A 14,087-nucleotide genomic window follows, 5' to 3' on the forward strand; every position below is an offset into this window, starting at 1 on the left:
TTCAGGGTCACTTCACAATAAAAGCCAATATGCCCATGAGAATTGCAGAGGCTGCAACACCAAGAGAAACAAGTCCAAGAATCTTGCCTGTATCAATATAAACAGACACTTTTAAGAATTCATTGCGCTGTTCTCTTTTCTTTTCAGAGGCAGTTTTCAGATTTTTTTGTTGAATTCTACTAGCACCTGCTGCTGCCTTCTTCTCTGCTAAGGCCTTCTTCTCGGCTGCTGCCTTTTTCTCTGCTAAGGCCTTCTTCTCGGCTGCTGCCTTCTTCTCTGCTAAGGCCTTCTTCTCGGCTGCTGCCTTTTTCTCTGCTGCTGCCTTCTTCTCTGCTAAGGCCTTCTTCTCGGCTGCTGCCTTTTTCTCTGCTGCTGCCTTTTTCTCTGCTGCTGCCTTCTTCTCTGCTAAGGCCTTCTTCTCGGCTGCTGCCTTATTCTCGGCTGCTGCCTTTTTCTCTGCTGCTGCCTTTTTCTCTGCTGCTGCCTTTTTCTCTGCTGCTGCCTTTTTCTCTGCTGCTGCCTTTTTCTCTGCTAAGGCCTTCTTCTCGGCTGCTGCCTTTTTCTCTGCTGCTGCCTTTTTCTCTGCTGCTGCCTTTTTCTCTGCTGCTGCCTTTTTCTCTGCTAAGGCCTTTTTCTCTGCTAAGGCCTTATTCTCGGCTGCTGCCTTTTTCTCTGCTGCTGCCTTTTTCTCTGCTGCTGCCTTTTTCTCTGCTGCTGCCTTTTTCTCTGCTGCTGCCTTTTTCTCTGCTGCTGCCTTTTTCTCTGCTGCTGCCTTCTTCTCTGCTAAGGCCTTCTTCTCGGCTGCTGCCTTTTTCTCTGCTGCTGCCTTTTTCTCTGCTGCTGCCTTCTTCTCTGCTAAGGCCTTCTTCTCGGCTGCTGCCTTTTTCTCTGCTGCTGCCTTTTTCTCTGCTGCTGCCTTTTTCTCTGCTAAGGCCTTCTTCTCGGCTGCTGCCTTTTTCTCTGCTGCTGCCTTCTTCTCTGCTAAGGCCTTCTTCTCGGCTGCTGCCTTTTTCTCTGCTGCTGCCTTTTTCTCTGCTGCTGCCTTCTTCTCTGCTAAGGCCTTCTTCTCGGCTGCTGCCTTTTTCTCTGCCACGTGATTATGTCCAAAAATATCAATTTATTCAAGCACTCTTCTAACTTTTCAGACGCTTATACCTTTAAAGATCCATCAAATGAATTGATAAAAAACTCATTCAATGAAGAAAAATGAACACATCCTAGTTGCGCGAAAAGAAGAACCATTTAATCAAACCCGAATATACCGATTGAAAATTACTGTTTTCTAGGCAGTTTTTTAACTAAAAGCCTCTCAACAAATTTATTCCAAGTCTCAGGGAACTTCCAACGGATAAACAAACCTATATAAACCAGATAGGCACAACCTTCTAAAGGGTGGCTAATTGAATGAAGGATTTGATTCATTAATTATTTATAGAAAAAACCTTGATCATTTGCATTAATCCTTAACGCATAGACAAGCGGAATAGGCAAGAAGATTCAAAAGGATTCCATATATCTTGGATGCTTTTCTAATCCTTAACTAAGAAAAGGCTTAAACCTTCTTTTACCTGCCTTGCAAATTGGACACACCCATGATTCAGGCAAGTCTTCGAAAGCAGTCCCAGGAGGAATACCTTGAGAAGGGTCGCCTAGTTCAGGGTTATAAGCATATATGCAATCTTTGCATTGATATTTTTTTTTAATCAGTGATGATGCCATAAACTTTCAAGTCTTCTAGTTCAAAACTGGCAAAAAAATTTGAATTTGACAAATAAACATTCAGCATGAACATCTGAGTTAAGAGCCATATGATTAAGCACTGTGAAAAACTCCTCGAAAAATTCAGAAGATGCGAATCTTTGTGCCTTAGGCTAATATATAATTGTCTCAGCCTTAAATATAAGTTAGGCTGAAAGTATCTCTAATTATTTATCATGCTCACTGGTAAGGATTTATTAGCCAAAGTAAAAGACTTGGGTGATGTCTCAAAGTCTGATCTTGTTAAGGCATGTGGATATGTATCCACTAAAAAAGGAGGCGGAGAACGCCTTAACTTCACAGCCTTCTATGAAGCTCTGCTTGAAGCTAAAGGGGTAAATCTTGCTTCTGAAAGCGCTGGTGGTATCGGCAAAGGAGGCAGGAAACTTAGCTATGTCGCCACTGTTCAAGGAAACGGAAATCTACTGATTGGCAAGGCTTACACAGCTCTTTTAGACCTCAAGCCTGGAGACAACTTTGAAATTAAGATGGGCAGGAAAGGATTCCGTTTAGTACCAGAAGGCGAAAGTTAAACTTTCAGACATTATCAACGTCTAATCAATTTTTGCTGGCAAGCTTTTCAACTTGCCAGCATTTTTTATGGCTAAAAACTCGCTTCTAGCAAACTTTAAGGACTCTTTCCCATAATGAGATAGCTGATAGATCTTTTTACTCACCAATTAGTCTGCTGCTATTTCAGAGTATCAAGTGAAAATTTGTTAATCGAAATTGCTTAAGAAGCTTACTTACTCCATCTATGCAAATTTATTGACATATCTTGCATCACCCATTAACACGAAATCTTTTTCCATTTGGTTGTATAAATATCTTTTCTGTGATGCGACCATTCTTCACTATCAAAACTGTTTCTTGAGATGAACTCTTAACCTTTTTCAGCAAACGTTCTTCCTCCGCCAAACGTTTTTCCTCTGCTATAGGTTTTTCTTCTAATACAGGTTTTTCCTCTGCTATAGGTTTTTCTTCTAATACAGGTTTTTCCTCTGCTATAGGTTTTTCTTCTAATACAGGTTTTTCCTCTGCTATACATTTTTCCTCAAACAATCTTTGTTCATCTGCTATACGTTTTACCTCTTTTTGAAAATCCAATTCAACTTTTCGAGTTTTTTCAGTTAAAAGGACTCCTTGATTCGGCTCTTGAGATTGTGATTTACTCTTGCTAAAAATTCCAAAATACTTACTTAGCCAAGTTTTATTAGGTTTAGCTATATCCTTATTGTTAGAAGCAATTGCCTCAATATTTATTTTATTAATAATGACTGTGGAGTCTATAGAAAGTTTTTCAGAGATTCTTCTTATCATTCCTTTGATAAAAACATCCTCAGTCAAGAGGTCGAATCGAGCATTTTCAAGTGCTATAATGTACTCTTTCGCAATACGTAAACTCTTTGATAAAGATGAAATGGAGATGGATTTATTTTTTCTTGCTTGACTCATTAAAAGTCCAACTTCCTTCATAGACTTAAGATTGGGTATATTTTGATTCATAAAGAAAGGAAAAATTATTTAATGCATTAAAATGAATACAGCTTAGCTTAAGAAAGATAAAAACAATAAAATCCTTTATTATCTTAGCCTTAAAGCGAACCAGATGTCATGTTTCCTATATAGGTTTTTTTTATTAGCATTACATTTGTTATAAACAATTGAAATCTTTGCAAATTAAATAATCTCTTTTTTTTCTCTTAATCATCTTATGAATCAAGAAAATCAGCCTTTTTAGGCTTGGATATACTCAGCCAGGAATATCTTATTTCGATAACAAGGCTTCTTTTAAAAGGCTTAAGACTTGTTTGGTTTATTTAGTATGGTTTTGGTTCTTCTAATCACGAAGCCATATGAAATCTTTTAAGCTGAGAAATGCCTGCTGAAACTGAGATAGTCCATAGTGTAAATATTATGGTAGCAATACTTCTAGGTGGGGTTTGCTATTATTTATATTACATTTTCAAATTAGCTTCAGAAGAAGGTCAAGGCGAATAGCTGAAAAAAAAGCGAAGTTATGTTTAAGGAGTAATATTAATCCTAAAGCTAATCAGGGAAAGCATTTTGGCGCCTGGATAAACTCTCTTAAGCAAACAACTATTCTTTATATCGGTATTAATTTTCATCAAAAAGAGATTGTTCTTCAATTGAGAATCCCTCTCTATTTATATTTGACTTTTCTTTTGGGGGACCATCTTCTAATTGAAATTGGTCTATAATTATATTTTCTCTTTTTTCATTAGGCTCCTCAGAAGCTTTAGATTCTAATTTAAATTTCTCTTGCTCCCAAGCTTTCTTAGCCTCCTCGGTTTTCAACTGCCTTTCCAAAACTTTCTTTTTGTGCGTTTCCCAAGAAGTCATTGCTTTGTCTGACTTCGTGCTAGCAGCGATATTTGAATAGATATTTTTTACCTTTTTTTTGAAAAGATTAATTGTTTTAAGAAAATCAAAAGGAGATAAAGCCATAACGAAAGTACTCTAAAAACTTAGGTAAAAGAAAAAGTGAGTGTTCACCTCATCTTTTTGCCTAGGAATGCTTATATTCTGACTCTTTTAAAGTGTCTTGCTCCTTAATTCCAAAAGACTTATAGAATCTCTGTGTTTCAGATTTCTTAATTACAAATCTTTTTATCGCCTTAGGTTCCGCTAGTGACCTTCTGAAGTGGCAAGCAAAATTACTAACTTAAAGTTATTGCAAAACCTCACGCAAAAAAATGAAAACCTAATTACTATATATTCAATTAATTAAGCACATGCTTCGCAAACAAGAAAAAAACGCAGTTCTTAGACTCGCATTCCTTGTCTTTGGCTGGGGTTTAGGCCTAGACCGCTTTTATGAAGGCGATAAAAAAGGAGGTATTCTCTCTATTGTTGGATGGTCATTAGTCCTTACTTCTTTTGGTTTTCTTAGTTGCTCAGGTCATGAATATGTAGATGGCGTGAAAAATTATTCTGATTATTCTCCTAACCCTTTAATCATTATTCCAGCTCTTGCCGGGGTTTATGGGGTAATACTTATTCTGAAAAAAGCATTCAAACTTGCCAGGCAATTTGAGAATGCCGAATAATTTTCAGTTAATCACAACGATTTGATAGAAATTTTTAGTACTCAACTTAATATAAATAGGTCTAAATATTGAAATTGACTTTTTCAAAGTTTTCTCGAACAATTCTATCTGTTCTAGGTCCCTTGTCTGTTGCATTAGTGAGCGGCTCCTTTTCTGACGCAACTGAAAAAGGGATCCCTTCGATTTTTAATACAGAAGAAGAAGCTGTAAAAGCTGCGAAGGATTTCAATTGTATTGGTGCTCACAAAATGGGAGATGTGTGGATGCCGTGCAAAGATCATCACAGTCATGAACATCATCATCACTAAATAAATGAAAAAAGTGAATGATCCTAGCCAAGAGAACTTTGAAGTTTCGGGCCATTGTGGAAGTAAACCAAAAAAAATTGCGATTGGGATAGCTCCACTTGGTTTTATATCAATTGGAGTAGTCCCAATGGGGATAGTAAGCATTGGGATTGTGCCAATGGGAGTCGTTTCCCTCGGGGTAGTAGCAATGGGAGTGGTTAACGCCTCAATAGTTGGTATGGGAATATTTTCTGCAGGTATAACAACCATGGGGCTCAAGGTGTGGAGTCCAGAGAACGCAACTCTCCAAAGGCAAATAAGCAATAGTGGAAATTCATCCTTCAGAAACATCTACTCCTATCCAACAAGGTCTCAAGCAGAAGAAGAAGCTAAAAAGCTCGGTTGCTTAGGCGTACATAAGATGGGTCAATTGTGGATGCCTTGTGCGACTCATGGAGTTAATGAATAATTAATCAAAGATCCATCGCCTAAAAACACTAAGAGCCTATGCCTTCTAGTGCTTGGACTATTTATTACTTTAAAGCTTAGTAAATTCAAAATTATTAAAATTCCTATAGTGGCTGATAGGTTTATTTCTAAAGGCTTTTTAAAGGGTATTTCTATTATTATAATTGCATCAGCAAAGTGAGAATTAATTAGATTGTAATTAACTATAAATTTATTATTAGTTTAATAAATTTATAGTTAATTCTACATCACTAAAGATAATCTCCAAGTCTTTTACCAAGGTAGAACTTCTCCATTAGAGTGCCAAAAAGTACCAGAATTTTGAAGTGTTAAAGAGTCAAGTCTTGCAATAAGACCATTCACAGATTTTTTTGTAGTGATTCCATTACGTGTAAACCCAGTCATGCGAGTGCTAACCAAGCCAGGGTGCAATATTGCCACAGCAATCCCTCGTGATTTTAAGTCAATCGATAAAGACTTCCCTGCCATACAAAGAGCCACTTTAGACATTCTGTAGCCATAGGATCCTCCAGAAGTATTGTCATCAATAGAACCCATGCGGCTAGTCATGAGGGCGACTTTGGATCCTAACCCCATATTTTCAAGAAATGCTTGGGTAAAGCACAAAGGACTCAAAGCATTTACTTCAAACTGTCGAGTAACACTTTCCGGGTCAAGATTTGATAAAGAATTAAATTCAGCTATGCCCGCATTGTGAATCAATACATCTATATTCAATCCTTTTAGCTTGTTTCTAAGGCTTAAAACTGATGTCCCAGAAGTCACGTCGACCCCTGATTCAACTCTTACGCCCAAATCATCCAGCTCTTGAGAAGACGATCTGCATGTTGCGATGACATCATCTCCTCTATCTTTTAACTGTCGACAATATTCAAGACCTATGCCCCTGTTGGATCCTGTTATCAAGTAAATAGCCAAAACAACTATGCAACTTAATTAATTGTAGTTCAGTAATTTTATATAGAGCTTCTACCTGCTGAAATACACTATTTTTATCAAATTTATGAAAAATCTATTACCACAATTGATTTGGCTGAATAACCAGTCTCGTAAAACAGTGAATACTTCATATCATCAATTTTAAGATTAGTTATATTATTGATGGAAGAATAATGGGTGGAGATCCTCTTATGAAGAGTTAAAGCTGTTTTCAAGAAATAATCTACATAAATTGTACCTCTGGTTAATGTAAAACTTACTAAAGCATCGTTGTTTAATTATGTGTGGGAGATATGAACTAAAAACTACGTTCGATCAACTACCCTCCATTCTAAAAAAAGATGCCCCACAAGGGTTGAAAGACAAATACATCTCACAGGGTTTAATCAAGCCTAGTGATCCAGTCATTGTGCTTAAGAACGAAGGGAAAATATCCACTGTTTTTATGTTATGGGGGTTTGTTGCTGAATGGGTACAGGACCCCTTCGATCCTTCAAGAGCAAGGCCTTTCAATGCAAGGGCTGAAACTATTAGAGAAAAACAATTTTTCAAAAATAGTTGGAGACATAAAAGATGCTTACTACCGGCAAGTGGATTCTTTGAAAGAGGCTATCGAATAAGAAGGAAAGATTGTAAACCTTTTTGGCTCGCAGGTATATGGAATAGATGGATGGGACCTGAGGGAAGTGAGCTAGAAACCTGCTGTGTGATTACAACTCAGTCCAATCAACTAATGAAGCCCCTCCATAATCGAATGCCAGCCATTATTCCTCATGGTCTAGAAGAAACTTGGATCGCTCCACAAAAAACCGAGCAAGAGCTCAAAACCCTTCAACCTCTATTAAACGAATGGAGTGCTGAAAATTGGGTGGCAGAATCAACAAAAGTATCTACAACTAACCAAATGAGTTTGTTTTAAAGGAACAAGCATAGAAATTCTTAAGGGCATTCTTTGGTTATTCAAAACAAAAGTGACCATATTGCCTACACTATAAGTAGCACTTCAAGCTGAACATCTCATAAACTCATTTAATTTATCAACATGTCTCTAGATATTGGCGAAAAAATTCCGTATTTTTCTTTAGCTGACCAAGAAGGCAAGCAAAGATCCAATAAAGATATCAAAGGTAAGCCATTGGTTCTATTTTTTTATCCAAAAGATGATACTCCAGGCTGCACCGCGGAAGCCTGTGGCTTTCGTGATAAATATGATCTGTTTCAAATCTTTGGAGCCGTTGTTTGGGGTGTGAGCAATGACAGTCAAGATAGTCACCGGAAGTTTGCTGATAAAAATAAACTTCCATTCCCGCTGCTATGTGACGAAGATAATTCCTTAAGAAAACAATTTGGCGTTCCTAAAGTCTTAGGATTGATTGACGGTAGAGTTACTTTTATAATGGATTCAGAAGGGATTATTCGCTATGTTTTCAATGACCTTCTAAATGGACCTCAACATGTTACGGAAGCCTTAAGGGTTTTAGAAAATATTCGATAAGTTTGGCTATTTAAATAGTTTTTGATTTTTAACTAGTTTCTCCCTTAGTAAAAGTTTCTTGATTTAAAAATTAGTCGTATTAAAGTCTTAGACTCTTATAAATTGCTCTTAATTAATGGAAAAAAGAAATTTAAAAAGAATTATCCAAGACTTGGAAACCTTATTAAATGAACTAAAAAGTGAAGTCTACTCAGATAAAGAGGCATACGTTCATCCATGGTATGAGCAGACTGGAAACTCACCACAACGTGTGCATTCACAAGATGATGATGGCTATGCTGATTAAGGGTGTATAGAAAATCTTTTTAAAGGATTGAAGGATCTAGAAGTGATGGACGATAATAAAGCAGAAAAGGCCTTACTTCACTCTTGACTGCAGTAATAACGTCTTCTCCGGCATGCCATACCCATTGCTGCTGAGGATACGACCTATTGACTTCAATGGTGGCACCAACAGGTGTGCCAAAACGATGCCTTAAGCCCGCCAATACTTCGGTCATGTTTTCAGAATTCAACTCGTAAGCAAGTTCCTGTAATCCATATCCATCTTCAATATGAACTCGGAGGGTATCAACAGGTAATCCACTTATTTTCAAATCTCTTACTTCAAAAATATCTAGGCTTGGTTGATTTTTTTACAGGTGTCAAAGGAACGCCAAGAGTCTCTCAACACTTGAGCGATCCATGCCCCACGCCAAGCCTTCTACGCATGCATTTACAGCGTTTGGTGCCAAGAAGTAGGTTACAAGTGAGACAGCGATGGCAGCATATCTAGCCAACATTGATATGCGAGGAGTTGAACTTGTTTGCATTCTTGTATTATAGATAAATTGATGAACAGAATGCATATTATATGCGTTAATTAACTCAATCTATTATGAAGTTAAGCTTCAACTTGGTAGCCAGATTAGCTACATTTATAACACCTCCAAATAAAATAAAAAGTTCTCTAGGTAAATAGTTGTTTAAACAAAAACAAAAAAGTTCTTCTAGAGCTAAAGTTATCACATGGATTTCTTGGGATCAGATAATTTAAATCATTGGCAACTTTGGTCACCCTTAATAGGATGGATAATTATATATGTTGGATTGAGCATTCGAATCACTGAAACAAAAAAAGAAGACTAATTATTATTTCTCAACAAAAGCCTTTAAAAGCTAAAGCAAATAGTCCATTTTTTATATTAATTATTTTAATAATTTGGAGTATTAGAGTAACAGCCTTATTCCAGAACATCAATAATACCTTCTGTTATATAAGCTGACAATTGTCTTATATGTTTTCTAACTTCTCGCTCTGGAGTTTGCCACTTTGATGCCAGTTGTTCTATAACTTGATTATCTTTAACATGATTTATCATGGCATTAGCTAGAAAAACTGGAAGGTCACAATTATTTTTATTAGCAAGCTCATCCCAGTCTTCTTTAGTGTATTTCCCAATCAGCTTTAAATCCATAGAGCTTGTATAATTAAATAACTCTTGTATTGCTATATATAAATATAGTTGTCCCAGTTCATCTAAAAAACTGCTTGCATCATTACCTTCTTTGTATTGGATTAAGATTGAACTTAACTCTTCTTTCTTGCTTAAATCCCCTTCCTTTATTGCATTAAGGAGTACAAAAAAGCTACTGAATTCAAGTGGTTTTGTCATATGGAGATGGCTGAAAATAATAACTAATCTAGGCTAGATTTGAGGTAGTAGACCAAAGTGAATAGAAATCTTTCTTAAGCAGTAACTAAAACAAGCCTATAAAGAATAGCAAATAGAAGCCGGTTGCCTTTTTACTAGAGAGAGACCCAGTTTACTTCGCAAGATTGCCCCTGCTCACCTTATCAGCTTAGCTAATTTTAAAAGTTAGAGTAAGTTGCAAGAAAGCGACCAAGGAATTAACAATTTCTATTAACATTTAAGATGTTCAAGCAATCTTTTCATACTTATTCAAGCTTGTGCATGTTTAATATCAAAACACAGCTTACTACTCTTTAATCTGAGTCAATATTCCCTTGCAGAAATCCTAGAGTAATCTCTGACAGTTCAGAGCCTTCAAGAAAACAGGTCACCTATCTCTTATTACATTACATCCTTAATGCTGGCAATATTGAACCAATCAATTAACCTTACTTTAAAATAATTATGGTAATGAAAGAAAGTAGTTATCAAAAACCCAGCGCTCTTGTTCAAGCAACTTTACTAGCAAAAAAATTGAGAGCCTTTTTAAAGTTGAATAGACCATACGATAATTCCAAAGTCCCAGAGCAATCAACAGAGTCAATAGTTGACTCTGTTGATCTAGGAACAAATGATTGGGACCAAAAAGTACTTACACGCAAATTAAAAACTCAAGCAGCTAAACAAAAGTGGGAGGAAAAAGTAAGGAAGGAGCCCTCCAAGGAGGTTATCGATCAAAGAGAACCTAATGCAGATAAGCCTACCCTTGATTACACCGAACCTAATGCAGATAAGCCTACCCTTGATTACACCGAACCTAATGCAGATAAGCCTACCCTTGATTACACCGAACCTAATGCAGATAAGCCTACCCTTGATTACACCGAATCTAATGCAGATAAGCCTACTCTTGATTACACCGAACCTAATGCAGATGAGCCTACCCTTGATTACACCGAACCTAGTGAGAAAAATGCTACAAGTTCATCCTTAGGGATTTTGAAGACATCTGGAGAAAACATCTTTGGGAAAATCTACAAAATGCAATTGTTGTCCAAGTCGGGCAATGCAATGGGTGCATCTATAGAAACGTTGAAAGCTTCGGGGAGTCAAATCTTTGAAAAAATTCCAACCATGGCTAAATCAAGTAATCCCATGGGAACAACCTTAGAAGCATTAAGAGCTTCAGGCAGTAAGATTTTCAGCAAAATCCCTAACATGCCAAAATCAAGTAATGCAACTGGATCATCTATTAAAATCTTAAAAGCTTCTGGAAGTAACATCTTTAAAAAGTTATCAAGAATACCTACTTCAAATAACGCCATCGGTTCTCCCCTAGGCGAATTGAAAACTTCTATTAGTCAATCTGAGGAAAGCAACGTCAAAAAAAAACAATCCTAGTCCAAAGAATCAGCTTGAAGTAATAGTTGAAAACTATACGGTCTAAACGCTATTGGCATCGATAGCTTTTTATCATCTACATATTTGAGATATTTTTACAAATCACATTTTTATCTCTATCTCTATAGAGTTTAGCTTTCAGGTTTTGCATTTTTCAGATCAGCTTTAGCTTGCTGGGTTGACCCATTTTCTTCCCATTTAAATTCATACACAAAGTCTTTAGGATTAGCACCTTCAGGGAGTGCGATTGTATTCAATGTTCCAATAATGCAGTTCTTAGCTTCACTCCACTCATCTTTAGTAAAAGGACAAGCTCTTGAGGCAATAACAGGGTGGTCCCACCATTTGCCTAATCCAGTCAGCATATTCGAAACTAATGTCGACTGAAATAATTGGACTATATTTCCTTGCCTTGTTTCAATCCTCACATAACTATTAGCGGCCCCTGTCCAATAAGCATTACCACCTCCAGATAGGCGAATTTTATAAATTTCTGCACTAGCAGGAAGAGCAAAAACTGTAAAAGCTATCGCGAATAAAAATTTTTTCATGTATTGAAGGAGGAAACCGCTCTTAAACCATTTAATTATTTCAGACTTTGCTTAAAACCAAACAATGACTAAGAAGATTAATCATTAGTCACCTCTGCCTATATGCAATAGTCATGCAGTTTGGGTCTTGATAGTTTTTTGCACAATCCAAGTAAATAATCCTTAAAAAGGTTTCCTATTAATTCAGTCCTAATAATTCAACAAAAGAAAAGTACACGAGTTAGATACTATTTAAGATTATGGCTAGGATTAAAAATCGCGTAAGCAGCAATTCGGACGGTCTATTTTTTGTAGACTCTAGCTGCATTGATTGTGGTAGTTGCTGGTATATAGACCCTGAGCATTTTGCCTCAAACGGAAGCAGTTCCTATGTTCATGCTCAGCCAACTGGACAACAAGAAATTAAAAAGGCTCTTTTAGCTCTTATCGATTGTCCTGTGGCCGCAATTGGAGCACCAAAATCTATAACTTCCAATTTATCTCCTGATCTTTTCCCGATCCTAGTTACAAAACATTCGGCAGGGGATGTTTATTACTGTGGCTGGAGTTCCAAGCGTAGCTTTGGTGCTAGCAGTTGGCTAATTATGAAATCAGATGGCAATGTACTTATCGATTCACCTCGTTGGAGTGCTCCACTGGCTAGACGAATAAAAAAGATGGGTGGTATTAAACAAATAGTTCTAACTCATCGAGATGATGTAGCAGACCATGCGCATTGGAATAAATATTTTCAATGTGAAAGATGGATTCATCAAAATGATGCAGATGCAGCACCTAAAGCTGAGAAAACAGTAAAAGGGCTCGCAAGCCTTTCTTTAGGGATCAATCTGAGGCTGGTTCCCACACCAGGTCATACTCAAGGGTCAATGGTTGCAATACTTGGCGAGCAACAACAAATACTTTTTAGTGGAGATCACCTTTGGTGGAATCTAGAAAAACAAGCTGTTGTTGCATCAAAAGATTTTTGCTGGTGGAGTTGGGAAGAACAATTGAAATCAATCAAATTACTCCAAGATCTTGATATAAGTTGGTTGCTACCCGGCCATGGACATGCTCATCAATTCACCTCGGGGGAATGGAGAAATGCTATAAGGCAAACATTAAATTATGCCGTCAAACTGCCTTAACAAAAATCAGTTTTTATGAATAGGTTCTCATTAAATCCCAAACCAAGAAAATTCCAAATACAAGCCCGATCCATAAAGGTAAGCGAGGGTATTTAACCAACAGGTTGCTTGATTTAGGTTTTGATTCTTTCTTTGGAATCCTTGGAGGCAAACCCTGTTCTTTTCTCCTCTTAGCTTCTCCCATAGATCTAAAAATTATTGGTTACTTAGAACTTAGATCTTAGCCATTCATAATGGAGTATATCTTTACTAATCAATCCCATTTAAGATTATTGATAACTTTTGAATTGGAGTTATTCATATGAGAATAGTTAAGTGGTGATGGCTATAATTCTTAGTTTAGAACTATTGCAAATAAAAACTAATTGATTCTAAAAGGATAGAAAGTGCAAAAGTAAGATTATCAATTTTCACCAATCAGGGTAATTATAATCTTCTCCTATAGGTTCTTTATAGAAATTACCCCCTTTCATTGCTAGATAGTAATCAACTAATAGTTTGAGCCATAGACTTTTCATGACTTATCATGATTGAAAATTTCTTGTTTCATTTGTAGATTTCATTTAGCGTAAATAAGGAATAGCTTATTCCTCAATCTTCTCATAAACGCATTTAACCAAGCAAAAGTTGCCATCAAAAGCTCTTCATTTAGTTTGCTTTATAGTTATCAAGACTTTGAAGACTCATCCATGAATCTTTTTATCGCTCATTAGCTTTAATCATCCGACTCTTTAACTTGCTCAGTTTTCTCTTGGTTAGACTGATCTTTTGAATAAGGGCATTCACCACCTTCGCCACCCCACCCCCAAGAAAGAGCTGGTCCAGCACTTAGAGCAAGTGCAAAAAATATTAGGAGAATTTTGTTCACTATGGGTTTAGCTAGTAAGGATATATTAGACAATATTTTACTGGGTGATCAAAAGCTTTAGTACATACAGCATAGATGAAACGTACTTTCTAAAAGAAGAAACGGGGCAAAGAAGAAAGCAACGATCAGAAAACGAAGATGCTGTGTACCATAATGCTACTAGGGCAGAAAGCGCGATTTCATTTTAAAATCACCTGTTTTGAAAAGCGTTTAGCCATCTAGTTTTATAAGGTACATCGTAATCCTCTTTGTTCATAGGTATCCAACTCCAATTAATGCAGATAGTAAGTTGATAACCAATCACATATAAGGCAATGATCGCATTAAAGAAATTGATATGAGTCAAGGGAGCATTCATTGTCAATGACCAATTGTTCCATGATGATAACTAATTTATAAAACAACAGCGTTGGAGAGCCCACGTCTAA

At 36.7% G+C, this 14,087-nt stretch carries 20 protein-coding genes; 9 read left to right on the forward strand and 11 right to left on the reverse strand.

The genetic code is table 11. The annotated features are described in order from the left end of the window. Positions 1-7: 7 nt before the first annotated feature. The 3 genes from O5635_RS04525 to O5635_RS04535 form a co-directional block, all read right to left on the reverse strand. Complete coding sequence (locus O5635_RS04525; protein ID WP_269608088.1) at positions 8-1,093, reverse strand: hypothetical protein; 1,086 nt, start codon at positions 1,091-1,093, stop codon at positions 8-10. Between the two features lie 179 nt (positions 1,094-1,272). Continuing rightward, the gene (locus O5635_RS04530; protein WP_193741982.1) at positions 1,273-1,422 is read right to left on the reverse strand and encodes a hypothetical protein; all 150 of its coding nucleotides are present in this window, start codon (positions 1,420-1,422) and stop codon (positions 1,273-1,275) included. A gap of 114 nt (positions 1,423-1,536) precedes the next feature. Then, entirely contained in the window at positions 1,537-1,719 is a 183-nt protein-coding gene (locus tag O5635_RS04535) for a rubredoxin (RefSeq protein ID WP_036900293.1), read from the reverse strand. 215 nt (positions 1,720-1,934) lie between these two features. Here O5635_RS04535 and O5635_RS04540 point away from each other — a divergent pair, with 215 nt between their 5' ends. Then, complete coding sequence (locus tag O5635_RS04540; protein WP_036900294.1) at positions 1,935-2,291, forward strand: AbrB family transcriptional regulator; 357 nt, start codon at positions 1,935-1,937, stop codon at positions 2,289-2,291. A 250-nt stretch (positions 2,292-2,541) separates the two neighbouring features. On the opposite strand, the gene O5635_RS04545 is transcribed toward O5635_RS04540, so the two are convergent. Both O5635_RS04545 and O5635_RS04550 read right to left on the reverse strand, forming a co-directional pair. Then, positions 2,542-3,234, reverse strand: a complete 693-nt coding sequence (locus O5635_RS04545) for a helix-turn-helix domain-containing protein (protein ID WP_052042610.1) — start codon at positions 3,232-3,234, stop codon at positions 2,542-2,544. A 642-nt stretch (positions 3,235-3,876) separates the two neighbouring features. Further along, positions 3,877-4,227 (reverse strand): hypothetical protein, encoded by a 351-nt coding sequence (locus tag O5635_RS04550; protein WP_036900295.1) that lies wholly within the window; start codon positions 4,225-4,227, stop codon positions 3,877-3,879. A 287-nt stretch (positions 4,228-4,514) separates the two neighbouring features. Between O5635_RS04550 and O5635_RS04555 the strand changes: the two genes are divergently transcribed. From O5635_RS04555 to O5635_RS04565, 3 genes are all read left to right on the forward strand, one after another. Next, positions 4,515-4,829 (forward strand): hypothetical protein, encoded by a 315-nt coding sequence (locus O5635_RS04555; RefSeq protein ID WP_036900296.1) that lies wholly within the window; start codon positions 4,515-4,517, stop codon positions 4,827-4,829. A gap of 74 nt (positions 4,830-4,903) precedes the next feature. Further along, positions 4,904-5,137: a DUF3721 domain-containing protein gene (locus O5635_RS04560; protein WP_072013242.1), complete on the forward strand. Its 234-nt coding sequence runs from the start codon at positions 4,904-4,906 to the stop codon at positions 5,135-5,137. 4 nt (positions 5,138-5,141) lie between these two features. After that, positions 5,142-5,585 (forward strand): GLTT repeat protein, encoded by a 444-nt coding sequence (locus O5635_RS04565; RefSeq protein WP_036900302.1) that lies wholly within the window; start codon positions 5,142-5,144, stop codon positions 5,583-5,585. Positions 5,586-5,857: 272 nt separating this feature from the next. On the opposite strand, the gene O5635_RS04570 is transcribed toward O5635_RS04565, so the two are convergent. Next, positions 5,858-6,523, reverse strand: a complete 666-nt coding sequence (locus O5635_RS04570) for an SDR family oxidoreductase (RefSeq protein ID WP_036900305.1) — start codon at positions 6,521-6,523, stop codon at positions 5,858-5,860. A 301-nt stretch (positions 6,524-6,824) separates the two neighbouring features. On the opposite strand from O5635_RS04570, the gene O5635_RS04575 reads away from it, so the two are divergent. From O5635_RS04575 to O5635_RS04585, 3 genes are all read left to right on the forward strand, one after another. Beyond that, positions 6,825-7,463, forward strand: coding sequence for an SOS response-associated peptidase (locus O5635_RS04575; RefSeq protein WP_036900308.1), 639 nt, complete (start codon positions 6,825-6,827; stop codon positions 7,461-7,463). Between the two features lie 123 nt (positions 7,464-7,586). Further along, positions 7,587-8,039: a peroxiredoxin gene (locus O5635_RS04580; protein WP_036900311.1), complete on the forward strand. Its 453-nt coding sequence runs from the start codon at positions 7,587-7,589 to the stop codon at positions 8,037-8,039. Between the two features lie 115 nt (positions 8,040-8,154). Beyond that, the gene (locus O5635_RS04585) at positions 8,155-8,325 is read left to right on the forward strand and encodes a hypothetical protein (RefSeq protein WP_152557239.1); all 171 of its coding nucleotides are present in this window, start codon (positions 8,155-8,157) and stop codon (positions 8,323-8,325) included. A 19-nt stretch (positions 8,326-8,344) separates the two neighbouring features. On the opposite strand, the gene O5635_RS04590 is transcribed toward O5635_RS04585, so the two are convergent. The 3 genes from O5635_RS04590 to O5635_RS04600 all read right to left on the reverse strand — a co-directional run bounded on the left by O5635_RS04590 (position 8,345) and on the right by O5635_RS04600 (position 9,694). After that, positions 8,345-8,635, reverse strand: coding sequence for a hypothetical protein (locus O5635_RS04590; RefSeq protein ID WP_241462911.1), 291 nt, complete (start codon positions 8,633-8,635; stop codon positions 8,345-8,347). A gap of 48 nt (positions 8,636-8,683) precedes the next feature. Then, positions 8,684-8,851 (reverse strand): hypothetical protein, encoded by a 168-nt coding sequence (locus O5635_RS04595; protein ID WP_241462912.1) that lies wholly within the window; start codon positions 8,849-8,851, stop codon positions 8,684-8,686. Between the two features lie 411 nt (positions 8,852-9,262). Continuing rightward, positions 9,263-9,694 (reverse strand): hypothetical protein, encoded by a 432-nt coding sequence (locus O5635_RS04600; RefSeq protein ID WP_036900314.1) that lies wholly within the window; start codon positions 9,692-9,694, stop codon positions 9,263-9,265. 489 nt (positions 9,695-10,183) lie between these two features. Here O5635_RS04600 and O5635_RS04605 point away from each other — a divergent pair, with 489 nt between their 5' ends. After that, on the forward strand, positions 10,184-11,113 hold the full coding sequence (locus O5635_RS04605) for a hypothetical protein (RefSeq protein ID WP_152557240.1): 930 nt from the start codon (positions 10,184-10,186) through the stop codon (positions 11,111-11,113). A 131-nt stretch (positions 11,114-11,244) separates the two neighbouring features. Here the strand turns inward: O5635_RS04605 and O5635_RS04610 are convergent, their stop codons facing one another. Beyond that, the gene (locus tag O5635_RS04610; RefSeq protein ID WP_036900318.1) at positions 11,245-11,664 is read right to left on the reverse strand and encodes a hypothetical protein; all 420 of its coding nucleotides are present in this window, start codon (positions 11,662-11,664) and stop codon (positions 11,245-11,247) included. A 239-nt stretch (positions 11,665-11,903) separates the two neighbouring features. Between O5635_RS04610 and O5635_RS04615 the strand changes: the two genes are divergently transcribed. After that, positions 11,904-12,791 carry an MBL fold metallo-hydrolase gene (locus O5635_RS04615; protein ID WP_036900322.1) on the forward strand — a complete coding sequence of 296 codons (888 nt, stop codon included), beginning with the start codon at positions 11,904-11,906 and terminating at the stop codon, positions 12,789-12,791. A 715-nt stretch (positions 12,792-13,506) separates the two neighbouring features. On the opposite strand, the gene O5635_RS04620 is transcribed toward O5635_RS04615, so the two are convergent. Next, a complete protein-coding gene (locus O5635_RS04620) occupies positions 13,507-13,659 on the reverse strand; it encodes a hypothetical protein (protein ID WP_193741983.1) in 153 nt (50 codons plus the stop codon). Positions 13,660-14,087: the final 428 nt, after the last annotated feature.

The organism is Prochlorococcus marinus str. MIT 0919 (genome assembly GCF_027359375.1).
Classification (GTDB): Bacteria; Cyanobacteriota; Cyanobacteriia; order PCC-6307; family Cyanobiaceae; genus Prochlorococcus_D.

Excerpts from the sequence above, each read along its gene's own strand:
- O5635_RS04555 (WP_036900296.1), top strand. The coding sequence starts at position 4,515 with ATGCTTCGCAAACAAGAAAAAAACGCAGTTCTTAGACTCGCATTCCTT.
- O5635_RS04565 (WP_036900302.1), top strand. The coding sequence starts at position 5,142 with ATGAAAAAAGTGAATGATCCTAGCCAAGAGAACTTTGAAGTTTCGGGC.
- O5635_RS04575 (WP_036900308.1), top strand. The coding sequence starts at position 6,825 with ATGTGTGGGAGATATGAACTAAAAACTACGTTCGATCAACTACCCTCC.
- O5635_RS04610 (WP_036900318.1), bottom strand. The coding sequence starts at position 11,664 with ATGAAAAAATTTTTATTCGCGATAGCTTTTACAGTTTTTGCTCTTCCT.
- O5635_RS04585 (WP_152557239.1), top strand. The coding sequence starts at position 8,155 with ATGGAAAAAAGAAATTTAAAAAGAATTATCCAAGACTTGGAAACCTTA.
- O5635_RS04545 (WP_052042610.1), bottom strand. The coding sequence starts at position 3,234 with ATGAAGGAAGTTGGACTTTTAATGAGTCAAGCAAGAAAAAATAAATCC.
- O5635_RS04580 (WP_036900311.1), top strand. The coding sequence starts at position 7,587 with ATGTCTCTAGATATTGGCGAAAAAATTCCGTATTTTTCTTTAGCTGAC.
- O5635_RS04605 (WP_152557240.1), top strand. The coding sequence starts at position 10,184 with ATGAAAGAAAGTAGTTATCAAAAACCCAGCGCTCTTGTTCAAGCAACT.
- O5635_RS04530 (WP_193741982.1), bottom strand. The coding sequence starts at position 1,422 with ATGAATCAAATCCTTCATTCAATTAGCCACCCTTTAGAAGGTTGTGCC.
- O5635_RS04615 (WP_036900322.1), top strand. The coding sequence starts at position 11,904 with ATGGCTAGGATTAAAAATCGCGTAAGCAGCAATTCGGACGGTCTATTT.
- O5635_RS04535 (WP_036900293.1), bottom strand. The coding sequence starts at position 1,719 with ATGGCATCATCACTGATTAAAAAAAAATATCAATGCAAAGATTGCATA.
- O5635_RS04550 (WP_036900295.1), bottom strand. The coding sequence starts at position 4,227 with ATGGCTTTATCTCCTTTTGATTTTCTTAAAACAATTAATCTTTTCAAA.
- O5635_RS04595 (WP_241462912.1), bottom strand. The coding sequence starts at position 8,851 with ATGCAAACAAGTTCAACTCCTCGCATATCAATGTTGGCTAGATATGCT.
- O5635_RS04540 (WP_036900294.1), top strand. The coding sequence starts at position 1,935 with ATGCTCACTGGTAAGGATTTATTAGCCAAAGTAAAAGACTTGGGTGAT.
- O5635_RS04600 (WP_036900314.1), bottom strand. The coding sequence starts at position 9,694 with ATGACAAAACCACTTGAATTCAGTAGCTTTTTTGTACTCCTTAATGCA.